This is a genomic window from Shewanella sp. 125m-1 (assembly GCF_052977065.1).
On sequence record NZ_JBRILT010000016.1, the window covers coordinates 1 to 18,743 of the forward strand.

An 18,743-nucleotide genomic window follows, 5' to 3' on the forward strand; every position below is an offset into this window, starting at 1 on the left:
GCTGATTGCTGATTGCTGATTGCTGATTGCTGATTGCTGATTGCTGATTGCTGATTGCTGATTGCTGATTGCTGATTGCTGATTAGGATAAATGCATAATGTCAAAGCTAACAAGTTTAGATAGAAACGGGAAGCACAGAGCTGGATACTAACGAACAGGCGAATAGCTTGCTACTAACAAGAAGTTAACTACGAGAGGCTTATATCACGCTTATATTTAGTATTTTATTTTCAAAAGTCGTAAACGAAAAAAGAGCCGTGGTAAACCACGGCTCTTCAAAATTCTGTGTGATTAGCTAGTGCTAATCAAGCTGGTAACTTAAACTACAGTTACGTTCTCAGCTTGTGGGCCTTTTTGACCTTGAGTAACAGTAAACTGAACTTTTTGACCTTCGTCAAGAGTTTTGAAACCGTCAGAGTTGATAGCGCGGAAGTGTACGAATACGTCTGGACCAGACTCTTGCTCGATAAATCCGAAACCTTTATCAGAGTTGAACCACTTAACAACGCCAGTAACTTGAGACATAATATTGAATCCTGTAAATATAAATTAAAGCCTTAACGGCAGTAGAGCTGGAAAATGCCGGTTTACTTAATGTTAACAGGACGAACATGTCGTATTGAACACATAAAAATAAGCCTAACCTTCAAGCTGCAACCACTATAAACCATTCTCATCATATGTCAACACTCATTCGCATCGTTATTTAAGGTGTTTTTACTTATATTTCTATAGCTTGCTAAATGTATCAAAAAATCACATCCAACAAATTAGAATCCCACCCCCAATAACCGTTTAAAAAACAGGCAACAAGCTACACCCTTTGATTTACAAGGCTCTAAAGACTTCAACCTTAAAGTCTAGCTCACAACTTAAGCCTGATTTAGCTAACGCTAATTTTTGCTCTTCTGTTAACTTCCAGTTATAAGGTGTCATTTTTAAAAAGTGACCAATATCGGCAGCATCCTCGAGCGTTAGTACTTGCTCTATTCTCTCTTGATGGATTAACTCGAAGCCTTCTATCTGAGAAGATTCCTCGGTGTGCTCTTTCGGATTATCGTATATAAGCTCTTTAAGTGCGAAATGGTGTCTAGGCCCAGCACAAACAGTAATTAAGATACCTCCAGATTTAATCACTCGTTTAAGCTCTACATCCAATGATGGAGCGTAAATACGTAGCATAAAGTCAAAGCTATCATCAGGAAATGGCATATCAAATGCACTTGCCACACTAAATGAAATATTGGGGTAACGCTTAGCGGCATACTTAAGCGCTGATTTACTGATATCGACACCATAAAGGCTGAAATCACTCGGCAAGCTTTCTACCAAACGATTGGAGTAGTAGCCTTCGCCGCAACCTATATCTAAACCGAAACGTGCATCTTCTAAGTATTCATTAGCGAGCAGGTTCACTTTATCGCTCAGAACTTGATAATACCCCTTGTTCAGAAATTCACGTCTGGCAAACATCATCTCTTTATTGTCACCAGGGTCATTGGACTTTTTCTTTTGCACTGGTAGCAGATTTACATAACCTTCTTTGGCGCAGTCAAACCTATGGTTTGCGGCGCAATACCAAGTTTTATCATCTTTAGATAAAGCCTGTTCACATAACGGGCAGCGGTAAATCATTTATCAATCTCCAAAAAAGGGGGGCCTCAATGCTGAGGCCAGCGAAATCTATAAGGTTTTGTCTGAACAAGTTGTTAATAAAGATGCAAGATAAAGCGTCATCACTAAGTAGAGCCCAATTCAATGGCTAATGGCCAAAACAAGTTAGTATAAAGTACCGAAGATCACCCGGCGTCAAGAAGCAGTCTCTATCTAGCCCCCCCTAAAGCACGCACAAAATGAGTGTTAAGCAGAGCGACTTGGCATGGCCCCGATTGTAGTTGCCCACTATCAGCCCACGAATGAGAGCCAAAGCATGTCCTTAGTATCTCAGGAATGCATCGAAGCAATCCGACGTGTTCAAGTAAACCGATCGAAAATGAGTAGTTTGTACTAATACTCACATTAGGATCCACATTAAAACTTTCATTAGGGCTCAATGGGTATGACAGAGTCAAAAGAGCTTTAAACTTGCCCCCCTAAAAACGGAGCGCTATTCTACTGCGCTTATCTTTTTCGATCCAGTCAGCAAATAGGCTTAAACTCAAGCTAATAAGGTACATTAGACTCCGCAAACGAAGACATTTAAAGTGTGGCAGTGCTATGATAACCACAATTATTGTTTGTGATAGCCACTAAATTTATGTCTGCAAATAACCAACCTACCCTCTTCTGGCACGATTACGAGACTTTTGGTGCTAACCCAGCGAAAGACCGGCCTTCTCAGTTTGCTGGCGTGCGCACAGATATGGATCTTAATATTATCGGTGAGCCTGAAACCTTTTATTGTAAGGTCGCTAACGATTATCTACCGTCACCAGAAGCAATACTCATCACGGGTATTACTCCTCAGCTAGCAAACCTTAAAGGTATGCCTGAAGCTGAGTTTATGGACAAAATTAACGGCTTATTTAGTCAGCCTAAGACCTGTGTTGTGGGTTATAACTCATTACGGTTTGATGATGAAGTATCGCGCTACGGTTTTTATCGTAATTTTATCGACCCTTATGCTCGCGAATGGCAAAACGGCAATAGTCGTTGGGATATTATCGATCTTGTTCGTGCCTGCTACGCTTTTAGACCTGAAGGCATAAATTGGCCGGAAAAAGAAGATGGCTCACCAAGTTTTAAACTTGAGCAGCTTACCGTCGCCAATGGTTTAAGCCATGAAAAAGCCCATGATGCGATGTCAGATGTTTATGCGACTATCGATATGGCTAAATTGATTAAATCTGTGCAACCTAAGCTATTTGACTATTACTTTAGCCTGAGACAAAAACAAGCAGTATCAAAGTTAATTGACGTGCTTGAAATGAAGCCACTTGTGCATGTTAGCTCTAAAATCAGTGCACTGAATGGTTGTACCACCATCATTGCACCTGTGGCCTATCACTCTACTAATAAAAATGCGGTAATTTGCGTTAATTTGGCGATGGATATCTCGCCGTTACTTGAATTAAGCGTCGATGAAATTCGTGAGCGCATGTATACCCGTCGCAGTGACTTAGCACCCGATGAGTTACCGATTGGGTTAAAGCAAATCCATATCAACAAGAGTCCCTTTATTGCTGCTGCCAATACGTTAACTGACGAGAATGCTGCCAGACTCGATTTTGATAAAGCATTTGCTCGTCAGCAATACAAAAAATTGAAGCTACACCCTGAGCTGAGAGAAAAGCTGGTTGCAGTATTTGATGTTGAGCACGAAGACAGAGCCGTAGACACCGACCAAGCTTTATATAGCGGTGGTTTTTTCAGCTCTGCTGACAAAGCCAAGATTGAAATCATCCGCAACACACAAGCAAGCAACCTTGCGGCGATAGAGCTTGATTTTGACGACGAACGCCTAGGCGAAATGTTGTTTAGATACCGAGCACGTAACTACCCTGAAACCTTAAGTGACTCAGAGCAGTACCGCTGGCGCGAATTCTGCCAAACTAGACTCAATGATCCTGATTACATCATTCGTCTAGAAAACTTACTCGAAGAAACCGAGCAAGATGAATCCAAACAAAAATTATTAGCAGCTTTGTGTCATTATCTTAGAAGCTTATAAATTTTATAGCCAATAAATGCGACCTTCATCTCATTCTGTATGTAACAAGCTTACTAGAATGATATTTCATTAGCGTTAACAAAAAGGAAATAGCGTATGCAAGACCGCTTCTTAAAAAGCATAGCTAAGTTACCTGAGTCATTAGCAACGGCAATTGTGCCGTTACTCGATAAAGATTTTGCTGGCCATATCGATGCACAGCAACTAAGCGAGCTCCAAGCTAAAAGCAACATGGAGCTTAACGAATTACTATTAGCGTTGCTGCCTATTGCTGCGGCTTTAGCTAGACCACCGATTAGTGAGTTTTACGTTGGTGCTATCGCCAAAGGCAAAAGCGGCGATATCTATATGGGCGCGAATATTGAGCTCCCCAGTGAAGCGCTTTTTCACTCTGTTCATGCCGAACAAAGCGCGATTAGTCATGCTTGGTTAAGCGGTGAGACCATTATTGAAGACATCATAGTCAACGCATCACCTTGTGGACATTGTCGTCAATTTATCAATGAGTTGGTTGAAGGTAGCAAGGTAAAGATCCATCTACCCGCTCAGAAAGTTGAGCCGTTAACGCACTACTTACCTTATGCGTTCGGGCCAAGTGACTTAAACGTTACCGAGCCCTTGCTAACTAAGCAGCAGCATACCCTGACGTTAGATTCCACTGATCCTATGATTATTGAAGGTCTCGATCATGCTGGCCTAAGTTATGCGCCGTACACCCAAAATTATGCCGCGGTGGTATTAGAAACTAAAGATGGTGCGACCTATTGTGGCCGTTATGCTGAGAACGCTGCATTTAATCCGTCAATGCAGCCAATGCAGATGGCCTTGTCAACTATGGCACGTCATAACCGCGATTTCAGCGAGATCAATCGCGCCGTATTGATTGAGTCTTCTAAAGGTACAATTTCATTGGTAGGTGCAGCAATGGACGCCCTACATAATGTTGCCGCTGTTGAACTTGAACATATCGTTGTAGAACCAGAGTAACTTCATTAGCCTCTGCGACTAAAAAGGACCATTCTCATGGTCCTTTTTTATGGGTAACTTTTAATTGCTATTTGCTACGTTAAAGCCATTAGCCGCGGTTCTTCTCTAGCTTGGCCATTAAGCTCGATGTATCCCAACGCTTGCCACCGATCCCCTGCAGTTCAGAATAAAACTGATCAACTAAAGCGGTGAGTGGCAGATGAGAGCCATTTCGGCGCGCCTCTTCTAGCGCTATGCCTAAGTCTTTTCGCATCCAATCCACTGCAAAGCCGAAATCATAATCCCCCTTCCACATAGTCTGGTAGCGGTTTTCCATCTGCCAAGACTGCGCCGCCCCATGGCTTATCACCTCGACCACTTTCTCGCCATCCAGGCCTGCGCTACGGGCAAAATGTAATCCTTCAGCAAGGCCTTGCACAACACCGGCAATACAGATCTGATTGACCATTTTAGTTAATTGACCCGCTCCCACATCTCCAAGCAGCTCAGCACAACGAGCGTAGGCGTCAATAACTGGCTTAGCCGTATCAAATGTGACTTGTTCGCCTCCAGCCATTACAGTCAACACACCATTCTCAGCCCCCGCTTGTCCACCTGACACTGGAGCATCCATAAAACCAATATTGTGTGCTTTGGCTGCGACAGCAATTTCACGTGCGACATCGGCTGAAGCTGTAGTGTGATCCACCAAGATACTGCCAGCGATCATCCCGGCTAATGCCCCGTTGTCACCTAAGGTGACTTGGCGTAGGTCATCATCATTACCCACACAAACAAAAACAATCTCTTGTCCTTGCGCTGCAGCTCTTGGGCTAGTTTGATACTCGCCAGCAAACTCTTTTGCCCATGCCTGCGCTTTAGCCTCTGTACGGTTGTAAACTGTAACTTGGTGACCGTGTTTTGCTAAGTGCCCCGCCATGGGGTAACCCATAACACCTAAACCAATGAATCCGACTTTAGCCATTTTACGTCCTATTGTAGAGGGAGGTTTATAATATTTTTACCCATTCTAATAGCTAATAATAAAATAAAACAGCGTTAAACAGACAATAAAAAAGCCAGCCCTTAGGCTAGCTTTAGTCAACTAAATAAGCAGATAGTGCGTGGCTCACTGCAGTGAAGGTTGCAGATCCACATGCGCTTGCATTTCAGCTCCAATCTTCTTACGCATATCCATGAGTCGAATGGCTGATTCTCGAAGCTCAATATCAGCAGCAAGTACTGGCTGCCAATCAGGGACTGCGGTTGGTTGTCCGTCATCATCAACTGCAACCATAACTAACACACAATGGGTTGTTAAGTGGCGCTCGGGAAACTTAGGATCGCCAGCTTTAACATCAACCCCTAAGTGCATGGAGGTTCTGCCAGTGTAAATCACCTTCGCGGTTACTTCGACGATATTACCCACGTGAATCGGTTTAACAAATCGAATACCACCTGCATAAGCCGTAATGCAGTATTTACCACTCCAGCCTGCCGCACAAGCATAGCCAGCAAGGTCAATCCACTTCATTACCGCGCCGCCGTGAACTTTACCGCCAAAGTTAACATCAGCAGGCTCCGCTAGGAACCTTAATGTTAACTGTCTTTCTAAACCCGCCATATAGGACCTCAATACATTTACTGACTATTGAGTATCTTACGCCAAATTCAGCCTAGCAGCACTGTTTACCCAAACTGACCGACGAAAAAGCAACCCGCTAACACTGTAGGTAAAGCCAAGCGATAAACCCATAACTGTGTTTTCTCACTAAAATACTTACCACCATTGGACAGGGTATAAATACCAATACCAGCTAAAAATAGCCCCATCACTTCAATGCCTGCAAGTACACTGTTTGCGTTACTTACATCAATAGCCGTTACCAGCAAGGCAAACCACACCACGGTGAAAGCCGCAACCGCTAGGTTAAATGTCTTTACACCCAACTGCAATTTAGGGAAGCGGGCTACTGATTCACCACGAATAAGCTCATTAATATTGGCGGTAATAATGCCTAGCAGTGGCATGATAGGAATAACTATTGGATTAAGCACTTTCGTGTCCCTTAGATAAATTATGCAAGGCTCATAGTCTGAGCAGCTATTTGCAGTATCTTCCTAATGGCACTGAAATTCTAGCGTCTTCCCTGCACATTAACCAAGGTTAATCTGGCCAACATGATGGTTTAATATTTACCTTTAATAATGTGAAACAACGCAAATTTTTGAACCCCTAAAGCTAAAATGAAAGAAAAAATAAGAGTATTTTGGCTGTTAATACCAATCAGTATAAAGATTTGGTCGCTCAGCGAGAGTATAGCGGCACTGAGACAAGGTCATTAAATGCTCCTCGATAACTGCTCCTGCGTTACTCTACCTCCTATATCCATATAGTCGTGCATTAATGACATTCACCACATCTGACCTCCAGGGATGGAGGAAATGTCTTATGTATGTCGGGAACATATAAGACCATGTGGTTTGCAACGAGTGAAGCGCATAGTCATTCTAAGTTTAAGCTCCCTCTTGTTCCATAAGAGTCACAGTATCAGAGCCGCTAAAACTCACCATTCTGGAGCGTTTTGGCTACCTACTTCTGCCTTGAACAACTTCATAAGGGAGCAACCATTCTTTCAGTTATTCGCCTTGAATTAGTTTGCCAAAAAACGTTCTGAGTAGATCAACTTCTTATACAGATTGGTATAACTCTGCATTAATTATTAAATCATTACCGGATCCCATTAATAACTCCACATATAAAAAAAGCGCCATAAGGCGCTTTTTTTATATTAAATCAGCCGACTATACTTTTTTGAAAAGTAATGAACCGTTTGTGCCACCAAAACCAAATGAGTTACATAGTCCATATTCAAACTTATAATCTCTCGCGGTATGAGCAACGAAATCTAAATCACAACCTTCATCAGGGTTATCAAGGTTGAGTGTTGGAGGAACAACCTGATCTTTCAACGCCAATATGGTGATAATGGCTTCAACAGAACCCGCAGCGCCAAGCAGATGGCCAGTCATGGATTTGGTCGAGCTCACCAACAGATCATAAGCGTGAGCACCAAATACCGACTTAACCGCTGCGGCTTCTGCTTTATCGCCAGCAGGTGTTGAGGTGCCGTGTGCGTTAATGTAACCAATCGACTCATTTGCAATTTTGGCATCGTTAATTGCATTAACCATTGCCGCAGCTGCGCCTGCACCATCACTTGGTGGCGATGTCATATGGAAAGCATCGCCACTCATACCAAAACCTACAAGTTCGGCATAAATCGTTGCTCCACGGGCTTTAGCGTGCTCGTACTCTTCAACAACCATGACTCCAGCACCATCACCAATAACAAAACCATCGCGGTCTTTATCCCAAGGGCGGCTTGCCGCTTCAGGATTGTCATTACGGGTAGAAAGTGCCTTAGCTGAGCCAAAACCTGCAACCGCTAATGGACAAGTTACGTCTTCAGCGCCGCCAGCAACCATTACATCAGCATCGCCATAAGCAATAGTACGCGCAGCAAAACCGATGTTGTGCACACCTGTAGTACAAGCCGTAGTCACAGCAAAGTTCGGGCCCGTCATGCCGTATTTAATCGAAAGATGGCCAGCAATCATGTTGATGATCGTGCTTGGAACGAAGAAAGGTGAAACTTTTCGTGGGCCGCCCTTTAGCAGCGCTGCATGGTTTTGCTCAATAAGCGGCATGCCGCCCATACCCGCACCAATAGCCGTACCGACTCGTGATGGATCAAGTTTATCCATCTCAAGACCTGAGTCTTCGACAGCTTGAATGCCTGCAGCCATACCATACTGAATAAACAAGTCCATCTTACGCGCGTCTTTACGAGACATGTACTGTTCGACATCAAAGTCTTTTACAGAACCGCTAATTCGAGTCGTGAACTCACTAGCATCAAATTTAGTTATCGGCGCGATACCACTCTTTCCAGAAACCAATGCTTTCCAAGAAGAATCTACTGTATTTCCCACTGGGCTGACTAAGCCTAAGCCCGTTATGACTACTCGACGTTTAGACACGCGGTCACCTTTTTACTTTAAAAATGAATAATGATGATAGCTGCAAAGAGATTGAACTACCAATGCCTATACCCTTGTCTTGAAAACACGGTTTCAACGGGTATGTGCCAGTTCTGGTTGGGATAATACTTATTTTAGGTCAACAAGTATTGAGAAAGCGAAGATTAAAACGTTATGTCAACCAGCGGCTTTTACAAACAAAAACAGGCGGCAAAAATGCCGCCTGTTTTCAAGAATTCTAGATTACTGATTCTTAGAAACGTAATCGATCGCTGCTTGAACAGTAGTGATCTTTTCAGCTTCTTCATCTGGGATCTCGGTGTCAAACTCTTCTTCCAGAGCCATAACCAACTCAACAGTGTCTAGAGAATCCGCACCCAAATCGTCAACGAAAGATGCTGCTGATTTAACGTCTTCTTCTTTTACACCTAGTTGCTCGATGATGATTTTCTTTACACGTTCTTCGATGTTGCTCATTAGTTTTCTTTCCTATTCAAATTACGCACTTGCGCAAGATTGCGAGTAGTTTATTGAATTTGGCAGACATTGCAAGCTTAACTTTCGTGGTCTAACCACAATCAGGCCCACAGTTGATGCAGATCACCCCATGAGGCGATAGCTGTCTGCCGTTCCCTTTAAACCATGTACATACCGCCATTCACATGGAGAGTTTCCCCTGTGATGTAAGCAGCAGAGTCTGACGCTAAAAAGAGGACTGCGTTAGCAATTTCCTGCGCCTGACCAAGTCTTTCCATTGGCACCTGAGACATAATAGCTTGTTGCTGGTCTTCCGTCAGCTCATCTGTCATATCTGTCTGGATAAATCCAGGTGCAATAGCATTAACTGTAATTTGACGAGATGCAACCTCTCTTGCAAGAGATTTTGTAAATCCAATCAAACCAGCTTTAGCAGCAGAGTAGTTAGTCTGCCCTGCATTGCCCATGGTACCTACCACAGAGCCAATATTGATGATGCGTCCGTGACGCTTTTTCATCATAGGTCTCATGACCGCTTTTGAAGTGCGGAAGATTGATGTGAGGTTAGTATCAATGATATCTTGCCATTCGTCATCTTTCATTCGCATTAACAAATTGTCACGCGTGATACCGGCATTGTTAACAAGAATGTCAACATCGCCTGCTTTTTCTTTAATCGTTTCAAACAAACTTTTTACAGAGTCAGCATCTGTTACGTTTAAAACAAGACCATGGCCTTTATCGCCTAAATAAGCTTGAATCGCTTCTGCGCCACGCTCGCTGGTTGCGGTACCGATAACCACCGCACCTGCTGAAACTAATGTTTCTGCTACTGCACGGCCAATTCCTCGGCTAGCGCCAGTGACTAGGGCAACTTTACCCGTCAGGTCAAAACTTATACTCATCAGATTTCCTTATTCGGTCAACGCCGTTAGTGATGCAACATCGTTTACAGCTTGTGCTGAAAGCGAACGATTAATACGTTTTGTTAGGCCTGTTAGTACTTTACCAGGTCCCATTTCAAACAAATTAGTCACACCCTTTGATGCCATTAGCTCTACAGTTTCAGACCAACGAACGGGACAATAAAGTTGACGAACTAAGGCATCTTTAATCTCTGCCGCTGACGTTGGACTGGCAACATCAACATTGTTGATCACTTTCACTGAAGGTTCGCTGAACTCAATCGATTCTAATGCAGCGGCTAATTGTTCTGCTGCTGGTTTCATTAATTGGCAATGCGAAGGCACGCTTACAGGGAGTGCAACAGCCATTTTTGCGCCGTTAGCTTTGCATAGTGCAGCAGCGCGCTCAACAGCGGCTTTCTCACCTGCAATGACCACTTGACCTGGACTGTTGTAATTAACAGGACTCACGATATCGCCTTGTGCTGCTTCTTCACACGCTTTAGCAATAGCGTCATTATCTAAACCAATAATGGCGAACATTGCACCGGTACCAGCTGGTACCGCTTGCTGCATTAGCTGACCACGAAGTTCTACTAGCTTAATTGCCGCTTCAAAATCAATCACTCCAGCACATACTAATGCTGAGTACTCGCCTAAACTGTGGCCAGCCATCACTGAAGGCATAGCCTTCCCTGATGCTAAATAAGCACGGTAAATAGCGACACTGGCAGCTAATAAAGCAGGCTGTGTTTTGTCCGTTTCATTTAATGTTTCAGCGGGACCTTGTTGTACAAGCGCCCATAAATCATAGCCAAGCGTGCTGCTTGCTTGAGCAAAGGTTTCTGTAATGATGGCATTGTCTTGTGCTAGCTCAGCTAACATACCCAATGCTTGAGAACCTTGCCCAGGGAATACAAAAGCAGTATTTTCCATATTTATCACCTTTTTAAATCAACATCTGCACATTCTAAGACGATTATTAAAAACGAACTAAAGCACTTCCCCAGGCAAATCCTGCGCCGAAGGCTTCTAGTAGTAACATTTGACCACGTTGAATACGTCCGTCTCTCACCGCTTCATCTAGCGCGATAGGCACCGAAGCTGCTGACGTATTACCGTGTTTAGCCAGTGTTAAAACGACTTTATCTAAACTCATATCAAGTTTTTTTGCCGTCGCTTTAATAATCCTAAAGTTCGCTTGATGCGGAACTAACCAATCAATTTCTGATTTATCAATATTGTTATGACGCAATGTTTCAGTCACAACATGAGATAGCTGAGTCACAGCAACTTTGAATACATCGTTGCCCTTCATGGTCATATAACCCACCGCTTCAGACGTTTCACCTTTGCGTGGCGGGATTGAGCATTTCAGTAAATCACCATGACGACCGTCGGCGAAAATATGAGTAGAGATAATTCCCGGCTCTGTTGACGCCCCAACCACTGCAGCGCCGGCACCATCACCAAATAAAATAATGGTCGAACGGTCTTCAGGCTCGCAAAGACGTGAAAGCACATCAGCGCCAATCACTAAGACATTTTTCGCGGCGCCCGATTTCACATACTGATCGGCAATAGATAAAGCGTAAACAAACCCTGAACAGGCCGCCGCTATATCAAATGCAGGAATAGTATGAATCCCTAACATCGCTTGTATTTCACATGCTGCTGCTGGGAATGCATTACTAGCACTCGTTGTACCGCACACAATCATGTCAATTTCACTTGCATCAATACCCGCCATTTCAATGGCTTTTAATGCAGCTCTATATCCCATGGTGGCAACGGTTTCGTCCGCTGCGGCGATTCTACGTTCTGAAATACCAGTGCGCTCTACGATCCATTGATCTGTCGTCTCAACCATCTTTTCAAGATCGAGATTACTACGCACCTGCACCGGTAGATAACTACCAGTACCAAGAATTTTTGTATACATAAGGAATTTATCAGCTATTAATGTCTAAAAGAATCGACTCCAGACGATCTTCAATCATCTGCGGGAGTCGACGTTGCGCTTCGGTTACTGCCAAAGTAATTGCTTGTAAAAAAGCAGCTTCATCTGCGCACCCATGACTTTTTACTACAATTCCGCGCAATCCTATCAGACTTGCGCCATTATAGTGGTCGGGGTTCATCTGATTTAACAAAGAACGTATACGTGGAGCGATGATTTTAGCCAAAAGTCGGACAAAAAAACCTTGTCCTAGCGCTTTTTTAAGCTGATGGACCAGTAAACGAGCAATACCCTCTGAGGTTTTCAAAGTGATATTACCTACAAAACCATCACAAACGATCACGTCTACATTACCAGAGTAAATCTCATCGCCCTCAATAAAACCGGTATAGTTTATTTGAGGAATTTGTTGCAGCAACTGACCAGCCTGTTGGACTTGATCATTACCTTTAATTTCTTCGATACCCACATTGAGTAACGCGACTTTAGGTGAGACGGTTTTATCAACTGTTTCACTAAGCACCGAGCCCATCACCGCAAATTGAAATAAGGTTTCAGAATCGCACGATACATTTGCACCTAAGTCTAGTAAATAAACGGGAGTATTATTTACCGCAGGTAGACAGCTAACAAGTGCTGGGCGGTCGATACCAGGCAAAGTCTTAAGCAAGACTTTTGACATCGCCATTAACGCTCCTGTATTGCCAGCGCTCAGGCACGCTTGTGCCTTACCGTCACGTACTAACTCGATTGCTAAACGCATTGAGCTTTGTTTGCGGTTTCTTAGGGCATGAACAGGACGATCTGACATAGCAACGACTTCAGTTGTATGTTTAATTTCGATGCGATTTTTTATTGCCGGTTCGGCAGACACTAAATGTTCGTCTATTTGCGACTTGTCGCCAACGAGTACGATTTTTAGGAGGGGGTTTAAGCGAAGTGCCTGCAAAGTTGCAGGCACTGTGATGCGGGGACCAAAGTCGCCCCCCATCGCATCTAACGCAAGCGTCAGATTTGTCATCAGGGTCTCAACAAATTACTTGTTGATAACCTTTTGACCACGGTAGAAACCGTCCGCAGTCACGTTGTGACGACGGTGAAGTTCACCACTCGTTGCATCCACTGATAATTGAGCTGTGCCCAAAGAATCGTGTGAACGACGCATTCCGCGCTTAGAACGAGATTTTTTATTCTGTTGTACAGCCATTGGCCCTGTCTCCTAGATTACTTGCTCTTCAGTTTTTCTAACACTGCAAACGGATTTGGACGCTCCTCTTGAGCGGGTTCGATCTCGCCTACTACTATATCTTGTTTACCAAGATGACAATCTTCATTCTCATGCATGGCAATCAAGGGCATAGCAACTATCAATTCATCTTCGATCAATTGATGCAGACGAATTTCGCCAATTTCATTGCACTCAATAGGCTCATACGCATCCGGGAGCTCATCGATTTCGGCTTCAGTCTTACAAAGACCAAAACTAAACTCGACCGTAACCTCAGTGGTAAATAGTGTCATACAACGTTGACAATCCAGAGTGAGCTCCGTCACAGCCTTCCCGTTAAGGTAGACTATCCCCTGTATATCGACGCCACATTCAAGCGACACTGCCACATCAGAACAGTCGCCGGCACATAATTCATTTAATCGCTTTAACTGCTTACCAGGCACCAAGCCTTCATAGGAAAGTTGGCTACTGGCAGCGCGAACGGGATCAATTGAAACCGGTATCTTTACTGTTTGCATAAGGCGCGCATTTTAGGTGAATTTTTACAGAAGTCAACACCCTTATACATTCTAGGTGATGAACAGCCGTTTGATTCAGCTAAGTGAGTTGTTAGGTAACCGCATTGTACAAGAAACACAGCAAGCATGACATTATATTTCATCTATAAATGCGTTTAAGTGTTCGTAATTCCATCGCGTTAATCTTTTTTTGTGTCGCTCTTAATAAAGATGACCATAAACTGCAACCGATTCCCTCTATTCTCTCTCATTACGGGGCAATAAACCGCATTGATAAACATAAAATTCAAGTCTCTGAATAACGTAATATTATTAATAATCTAGCCATCAAAACCAATAATCATGCTCACTGGGCTGATAATACTACAGCGTTAGCGCGAGTAAGATGCCACCTTTAACGCTCGTAACTTCAAATTTTAGTGTAAGTATACTACCCCTTCTCAATTTTCTTATGCTCAAGGGTTTACGGGAGGGTGCTTTGGTACATGATAGCGATGACTACTTTCGCCTATGCCGCCAACTGTTTGTGGGTACATCAACTTATAAAGCGTAACGAAACCATTAAGCGCAAAGAACAAGAATGTGTTTCCCCCCTTACCACCTACACCTAATATTCATCACCCTATGATCGTGATTTTCAGTGTCACTTTACGTATTTATTCAAGTAAAATAATTCGTATAATCATCCATTCAAACGCGCCTATCATAATATCGCGATAAACACTTCAAGGCTTAAGTCTATGTCAGCTTCAATTGTTCTTGCTTCAACCTCACCTTTTCGCCAACAACTTCTGCAAAAACTTGCATTGGAATTTAGCTGTTGCTCTCCTGAAGTTGACGAAACGGCGTTAGATAATGAGTCACCAACCGATTTAGTTTTGCGCTTAGCAAAACTCAAAGCCGCTGCAGGTGTACAGCGCAATCCCAATAGTATAGTGATAGGTTCAGATCAAGTCGCCGTGATCGATGGACAAATTATTGGTAAACCATTAACTCGTGAAAAAGCGATTGAACAACTAACAGCTGCTAGCGGGCAAGCAATTACCTTCTATACAGGCCTTGCTGTACATAATGGTAAGAATTCGCATGTGGAAGCGATCGTTGAGCCCTTTATTGTCCACTTTCGGACTCTGAATCATCAGCAGATCTGTCGTTATGTCGATATGGAACAACCTTTCTACTGTGCAGGCAGCTTTAAAAGTGAAGGGCTTGGGATCTCATTATTTGAGAGATTAGAAGGAAAGGACCCAAACACACTTATTGGATTACCATTAATTTCACTAATAGACTTGCTTCATTTACAGGGTGTGGACGTACTTTAATTCCCCGCACGATACTAACAACAGCTCCATTGGGGGCTGAAAATATAAAGCAGATTAATAATACCTCTACTAAAATTTAGCTACTAATTGGAATAGATGTCGTCATTTAATCTACGTAGAACAATAGAAATCTACAACAAACAGGCAGTTAATTAAGGCTTTATAGAGTACAGACGGCATAACTTTTGAGCAAGGATTATGACCAACATTGAAGAAGCGCTAGCTTTACTTGCAGCACCTTGTACCGATGAGCGCTTCTTTACTCGTGCATTAGGCGCCTTAACGCTTGTGACACATTGTCGTTGGGCGGGCTTTGCTCGTCCATCAAAGCGGGCAGGCTTCGGTGAGGTCATAGCATTTTGTGACCAACAAAAAAGTTTACCTCGGTTTGAATTTGAACTAAAAGGTTCCCCCTGTGAACGGGTATATATAGAAAAAGAAAAACTCCATTTTACCTTTAGTCGTGATCTACAAAAACGGTTTCCAGATTTTCATATCATCAAAACCTTGGGGGCAAATAGTTACCAAGCAGAAAAAATAATAAGTGAAGCGGGTGAAGTACTCGGTCACATTTTCGTGTTAGATCCCCATCCCCAAACTGAAAACAGCAAATCCATGGCCTTTTTTAGGCTACTGGCACAACGAATTGGTGTTGAATACCATCGATATCTTGTCACCAAAAAACTAGAGCAGTGTCAACAGATGATAGCTTCGTCTGAACAATATATGTCATTTGTCGATACTGATTACATTTACCGCGTCGTTTCCAAAGGTTATGAGACATTATTTAACCTCCCCCAAGATCAGATCATTGGCAAATCCGTTATAGAACTTCACGGCCTGGAAACGTTTGAACATCAGATAAAACCATTACTGGACCGATGCTATAAAGGTGAGCAAATCAAAACTCAAATTTGGGTTCACCCGCCCAATATTGAAAGCCCATTATTTCTCGACGTGCATCATAACCCCTACTTTAATTCGGCAGGAAAAATTAGAGGCTCCATAGTGTCAGCTCACAATATTACCGAGCTTGAGCACGCAAAAAACAAAGTCGAATATCTGGCCAATCACGACTACCTTACCGGCTTAGCTAACAGGCGCGCATTATTCCAACTTTTTGAAAAACTCATAGAGGTAGGCCGACGCAATGGGAGGAAACTGGCGATTGCATACTTAGATATTGATGAATTCAAGTCAATTAATGATAAGTATGGCCACCAAATAGGTGATCAGGTGTTAAAAGCGGTCGCGAATATTTTGACTGAAACTAGCATACAAGGTGATGCTGTGGCCCGTATTGGTGGTGATGAGTTTCTTCTAATCACCACCTTAGAATGTAAACAACATCCTTTTGGCTACCAAAGCTTACTATATAGACTCAGAAAGCAACTTGAGCGAGCACTCTGCACCCATATTACGATCAATGGAGCGCCAATCAAGATTAGTGCCAGCATTGGGCTTCATCTAGTCGATGATACTTCGGTTGAATTATCTTCGCTTATTAGCTGTGCCGATAATGAGATGTTTAAACATAAACAAACCAGAGCGATTCGGGTTTAACGGTCAAATGCAGCAATTGCAAATTGCAAAGCACTTATTGGCATGTTTTAAACACCGTTTAGTCGTGCGTCTTAGTCAACATTATCTGAGCTAGCGTTATCTGAACCGGCTTGATCTGAATCGGCATTATCTGAGCTAGCGTTATCTTAACCAGAATCGCTTGAGTAAGACTGAAGCCCCCTCTCACTCAGATTGGAATACCATTAAGTATAAGAGAGTGACTAAATAAAATTACGCCAGTACACCGAGTAAATCTATCGGCTTATGGATAATGGCTTTAGGTTTGGCAAGCAGCAATTTTGACTCACTATGTGCACCATAACTCACGCCAATTGCATCAACCCCGGCATTATTGGCCATATTAAGATCATGCAGTGAATCGCCGACCATAATAGCACGCTCAGGCTTAACCTTAAGCTCTTCTAGTAACTCGTGGATCATATCAGGGTTGGGCTTACTCTTTGATTCATCGGCGCAGCGACTTGATTCAAAGTGGCGCGCCAACCCTGTTTCATTTAATACACGGTTTAACCCATTACGGCCTTTTCCTGTTGCGACAGCAAGGCGATAATCCCTTGCGCTCAACTCATTCAATAACAGTTCACTGCCATCAAACATCGGACTCGGCGTAGAATTAAGTGTTAAGTAGTGCTCTTTATACGAATTAATCATGGGTTCGAAATCTGCTACAGGCATCATCGGATATAGCGTTTTGAGCGCTTCATCCATAGACAGACCAATCACATCTCGTATCGCTAACTCTGACGGGCTAACCATAGATAACGACATGGCCATCTGCTGCATGCAGGTAACAATTTTACTGATGGAGTCCATTAAGGTTCCATCCCAATCAAAGATGACTAATTCGTAGGGCTTCATACTTTCTTTAACTTCTTTAAGGTTGATTCGAGTATTAGATCTAGTGGGGCTTTAACTTGCATCACTTCTTCAGTTTCTGGATGAGTAAACTTAAGTTGAGCCGCATGTAAGAACAACCTGTTTAAGCCTTGTGCCCGCATTGAGTCATCAAACTTTTGTTCACTGTACTTTTCATCGCATGCAATCGGGTGTCCTGCGAACTGGCAATGAACACGGATCTGGTGGGTTCGCCCAGTAACAGGACTGGCTTGCACTAACGTTGAATCGCTATAACGCTGCAAAACCTTAAAGCGAGTTTCAGACTCTTTACCCTCTTTATTCACGCGAACAATTCGTTCACCTGATTTAAGCGTTAACTTAAGTAATGGTGCTTTAATGACTTTGTCGTGGCTCTGCCACTCGCCTCTCACAAGCGCTACATAGTCTTTTTGCATCTTCTTATATCTCAGTTGATCATGAAGATGTCTTAAAGCACTTCGTTTCTTAGCGATCAGTAACACACCAGAAGTTTCTTTATCTAGGCGGTGAACCAACTCTAGAAACTTTTGCTGAGTACGTAAAGAGCGCATCGCTTCAATCACACCAAACTCAACGCCACTACCACCGTGAACAGCAATACCTGATGGCTTGTTGAGGACAATGAGATACTTATCTTCAAAAAGGATCCGTTCTTCAAGCTGAGACACTTTAGTCAGCTTAGCCGAAGGGCCTGGTTTGCTATCACTTTCAGACACTCTGACAGGAGGAATACGGACAATGTCACCATCGGCTAATTTATACTCAGGCTTAATACGCTTTTTATTAACTCGCACTTCACCTTTACGCACGATCCTGTAGATCATACTTTTAGGTACACCCTTGAGTTTTGTCAGAAGAAAATTATCGATACGTTGTCCAACGTGGTCTTCATCAATAGTAACCAATTGAACTTGTGCTTTTTGAGATGGAGTATTCATGCTGCGCCGTTATGTATTTCGTTACGGCACATTGTACAACAACTCAAAAGAATTGTGCCTTTCCATTTGCTGATTTTATCTATTATTGCTATATTTCCCCCGCTAACGGTGATAACCCGTGGATAAAGTATCCACCAATCAGCCTAGTGTTACGTTACAGAATGAGACTAAAAATGTTTACGGTTTGATAGTAAATCATTGATTTACGGGTCGTTGTATCAATCAAAAGGCCAGTACATGCGCCTTCACGA

General features: G+C 43.1%; 19 protein-coding genes. 4 read left to right on the plus strand and 15 right to left on the minus strand.

Annotated elements, in window-relative coordinates; translation table 11 throughout:
* Window positions 1-319: 319 nt before the first annotated feature.
* Window positions 320-526, minus strand: a complete 207-nt coding sequence (locus ACVBIK_RS09220; protein ID WP_012155714.1) for a cold-shock protein — start codon at window positions 524-526, stop codon at window positions 320-322.
* A gap of 303 nt (window positions 527-829) precedes the next feature.
* Entirely contained in the window at window positions 830-1,636 is an 807-nt protein-coding gene (gene rlmA, locus ACVBIK_RS09225) for a 23S rRNA (guanine(745)-N(1))-methyltransferase (protein WP_447159944.1), read from the minus strand.
* Window positions 1,637-2,258: 622 nt separating this feature from the next.
* Between rlmA and sbcB the strand changes: the two genes are divergently transcribed.
* Window positions 2,259-3,671, plus strand: a complete 1,413-nt coding sequence (gene sbcB, locus ACVBIK_RS09230; protein ID WP_447164237.1) for an exodeoxyribonuclease I — start codon at window positions 2,259-2,261, stop codon at window positions 3,669-3,671.
* Window positions 3,672-3,767: 96 nt separating this feature from the next.
* A complete protein-coding gene (gene cdd / locus ACVBIK_RS09235; RefSeq protein ID WP_447169526.1) occupies window positions 3,768-4,658 on the plus strand; it encodes a cytidine deaminase in 891 nt (296 codons plus the stop codon).
* Window positions 4,659-4,746: 88 nt separating this feature from the next.
* Here cdd and ACVBIK_RS09240 read toward each other — a convergent pair whose 3' ends face one another.
* The 11 genes from ACVBIK_RS09240 to yceD all read right to left on the minus strand — a co-directional run bounded on the left by ACVBIK_RS09240 (window position 4,747) and on the right by yceD (window position 13,772).
* Window positions 4,747-5,622, minus strand: coding sequence for an NAD(P)-dependent oxidoreductase (locus ACVBIK_RS09240; RefSeq protein WP_447169527.1), 876 nt, complete (start codon window positions 5,620-5,622; stop codon window positions 4,747-4,749).
* A 144-nt stretch (window positions 5,623-5,766) separates the two neighbouring features.
* Window positions 5,767-6,261, minus strand: coding sequence for an acyl-CoA thioesterase (locus tag ACVBIK_RS09245; RefSeq protein WP_447159948.1), 495 nt, complete (start codon window positions 6,259-6,261; stop codon window positions 5,767-5,769).
* 65 nt (window positions 6,262-6,326) lie between these two features.
* Window positions 6,327-6,695: a hypothetical protein gene (locus ACVBIK_RS09250; RefSeq protein WP_447159949.1), complete on the minus strand. Its 369-nt coding sequence runs from the start codon at window positions 6,693-6,695 to the stop codon at window positions 6,327-6,329.
* Between the two features lie 747 nt (window positions 6,696-7,442).
* Window positions 7,443-8,681 (minus strand): beta-ketoacyl-ACP synthase II, encoded by a 1,239-nt coding sequence (fabF, locus tag ACVBIK_RS09255; RefSeq protein ID WP_447159950.1) that lies wholly within the window; start codon window positions 8,679-8,681, stop codon window positions 7,443-7,445.
* Between the two features lie 243 nt (window positions 8,682-8,924).
* Complete coding sequence (acpP, locus tag ACVBIK_RS09260) at window positions 8,925-9,158, minus strand: acyl carrier protein (RefSeq protein ID WP_011496723.1); 234 nt, start codon at window positions 9,156-9,158, stop codon at window positions 8,925-8,927.
* 158 nt (window positions 9,159-9,316) lie between these two features.
* Window positions 9,317-10,063, minus strand: a complete 747-nt coding sequence (fabG, locus tag ACVBIK_RS09265; RefSeq protein ID WP_447159951.1) for a 3-oxoacyl-ACP reductase FabG — start codon at window positions 10,061-10,063, stop codon at window positions 9,317-9,319.
* 9 nt (window positions 10,064-10,072) lie between these two features.
* The gene (gene fabD, locus ACVBIK_RS09270; protein WP_447159952.1) at window positions 10,073-10,999 is read right to left on the minus strand and encodes an ACP S-malonyltransferase; all 927 of its coding nucleotides are present in this window, start codon (window positions 10,997-10,999) and stop codon (window positions 10,073-10,075) included.
* 46 nt (window positions 11,000-11,045) lie between these two features.
* Window positions 11,046-12,005, minus strand: coding sequence for a beta-ketoacyl-ACP synthase III (locus ACVBIK_RS09275; RefSeq protein WP_447159953.1), 960 nt, complete (start codon window positions 12,003-12,005; stop codon window positions 11,046-11,048).
* A gap of 10 nt (window positions 12,006-12,015) precedes the next feature.
* Window positions 12,016-13,044, minus strand: coding sequence for a phosphate acyltransferase PlsX (plsX, locus tag ACVBIK_RS09280; RefSeq protein ID WP_447159954.1), 1,029 nt, complete (start codon window positions 13,042-13,044; stop codon window positions 12,016-12,018).
* A gap of 15 nt (window positions 13,045-13,059) precedes the next feature.
* The gene (gene rpmF, locus ACVBIK_RS09285; RefSeq protein ID WP_012276873.1) at window positions 13,060-13,230 is read right to left on the minus strand and encodes a 50S ribosomal protein L32; all 171 of its coding nucleotides are present in this window, start codon (window positions 13,228-13,230) and stop codon (window positions 13,060-13,062) included.
* Window positions 13,231-13,247: 17 nt separating this feature from the next.
* Complete coding sequence (gene yceD / locus ACVBIK_RS09290; RefSeq protein ID WP_447159955.1) at window positions 13,248-13,772, minus strand: 23S rRNA accumulation protein YceD; 525 nt, start codon at window positions 13,770-13,772, stop codon at window positions 13,248-13,250.
* 740 nt (window positions 13,773-14,512) lie between these two features.
* Between yceD and ACVBIK_RS09295 the strand changes: the two genes are divergently transcribed.
* Entirely contained in the window at window positions 14,513-15,094 is a 582-nt protein-coding gene (locus tag ACVBIK_RS09295; RefSeq protein ID WP_447159956.1) for a Maf family protein, read from the plus strand.
* A 198-nt stretch (window positions 15,095-15,292) separates the two neighbouring features.
* Window positions 15,293-16,657 carry a diguanylate cyclase gene (locus ACVBIK_RS09300; protein ID WP_447169528.1) on the plus strand — a complete coding sequence of 455 codons (1,365 nt, stop codon included), beginning with the start codon at window positions 15,293-15,295 and terminating at the stop codon, window positions 16,655-16,657.
* Between the two features lie 231 nt (window positions 16,658-16,888).
* Here ACVBIK_RS09300 and ACVBIK_RS09305 read toward each other — a convergent pair whose 3' ends face one another.
* Window positions 16,889-17,536: an HAD-IA family hydrolase gene (locus tag ACVBIK_RS09305; RefSeq protein ID WP_447159958.1), complete on the minus strand. Its 648-nt coding sequence runs from the start codon at window positions 17,534-17,536 to the stop codon at window positions 16,889-16,891.
* Window positions 17,533-18,492, minus strand: a complete 960-nt coding sequence (gene rluC, locus ACVBIK_RS09310; RefSeq protein ID WP_447159959.1) for a 23S rRNA pseudouridine(955/2504/2580) synthase RluC — start codon at window positions 18,490-18,492, stop codon at window positions 17,533-17,535. Before rluC ends, ACVBIK_RS09305 begins: the two co-directional genes overlap by 4 nt.
* Window positions 18,493-18,743 lie beyond the last annotated feature (251 nt).

What these genes read in the sequence shown, in the direction of transcription:
- ACVBIK_RS09220 (WP_012155714.1), bottom strand. Translation starts at nt 526, where the DNA reads ATGTCTCAAGTTACTGGCGTTGTTAAGTGGTTCAACTCTGATAAAGGT.
- rlmA (WP_447159944.1), bottom strand. Translation starts at nt 1,636, where the DNA reads ATGATTTACCGCTGCCCGTTATGTGAACAGGCTTTATCTAAAGATGAT.
- sbcB (WP_447164237.1), top strand. Translation starts at nt 2,259, where the DNA reads ATGTCTGCAAATAACCAACCTACCCTCTTCTGGCACGATTACGAGACT.
- cdd (WP_447169526.1), top strand. Translation starts at nt 3,768, where the DNA reads ATGCAAGACCGCTTCTTAAAAAGCATAGCTAAGTTACCTGAGTCATTA.
- ACVBIK_RS09240 (WP_447169527.1), bottom strand. Translation starts at nt 5,622, where the DNA reads ATGGCTAAAGTCGGATTCATTGGTTTAGGTGTTATGGGTTACCCCATG.
- ACVBIK_RS09245 (WP_447159948.1), bottom strand. Translation starts at nt 6,261, where the DNA reads ATGGCGGGTTTAGAAAGACAGTTAACATTAAGGTTCCTAGCGGAGCCT.
- acpP (WP_011496723.1), bottom strand. Translation starts at nt 9,158, where the DNA reads ATGAGCAACATCGAAGAACGTGTAAAGAAAATCATCATCGAGCAACTA.
- fabG (WP_447159951.1), bottom strand. Translation starts at nt 10,063, where the DNA reads ATGAGTATAAGTTTTGACCTGACGGGTAAAGTTGCCCTAGTCACTGGC.
- fabD (WP_447159952.1), bottom strand. Translation starts at nt 10,999, where the DNA reads ATGGAAAATACTGCTTTTGTATTCCCTGGGCAAGGTTCTCAAGCATTG.
- ACVBIK_RS09275 (WP_447159953.1), bottom strand. Translation starts at nt 12,005, where the DNA reads ATGTATACAAAAATTCTTGGTACTGGTAGTTATCTACCGGTGCAGGTG.
- plsX (WP_447159954.1), bottom strand. Translation starts at nt 13,044, where the DNA reads ATGACAAATCTGACGCTTGCGTTAGATGCGATGGGGGGCGACTTTGGT.
- rpmF (WP_012276873.1), bottom strand. Translation starts at nt 13,230, where the DNA reads ATGGCTGTACAACAGAATAAAAAATCTCGTTCTAAGCGCGGAATGCGT.
- yceD (WP_447159955.1), bottom strand. Translation starts at nt 13,772, where the DNA reads ATGCAAACAGTAAAGATACCGGTTTCAATTGATCCCGTTCGCGCTGCC.
- ACVBIK_RS09295 (WP_447159956.1), top strand. Translation starts at nt 14,513, where the DNA reads ATGTCAGCTTCAATTGTTCTTGCTTCAACCTCACCTTTTCGCCAACAA.
- ACVBIK_RS09300 (WP_447169528.1), top strand. Translation starts at nt 15,293, where the DNA reads ATGACCAACATTGAAGAAGCGCTAGCTTTACTTGCAGCACCTTGTACC.
- ACVBIK_RS09305 (WP_447159958.1), bottom strand. Translation starts at nt 17,536, where the DNA reads ATGAAGCCCTACGAATTAGTCATCTTTGATTGGGATGGAACCTTAATG.
- rluC (WP_447159959.1), bottom strand. Translation starts at nt 18,492, where the DNA reads ATGAATACTCCATCTCAAAAAGCACAAGTTCAATTGGTTACTATTGAT.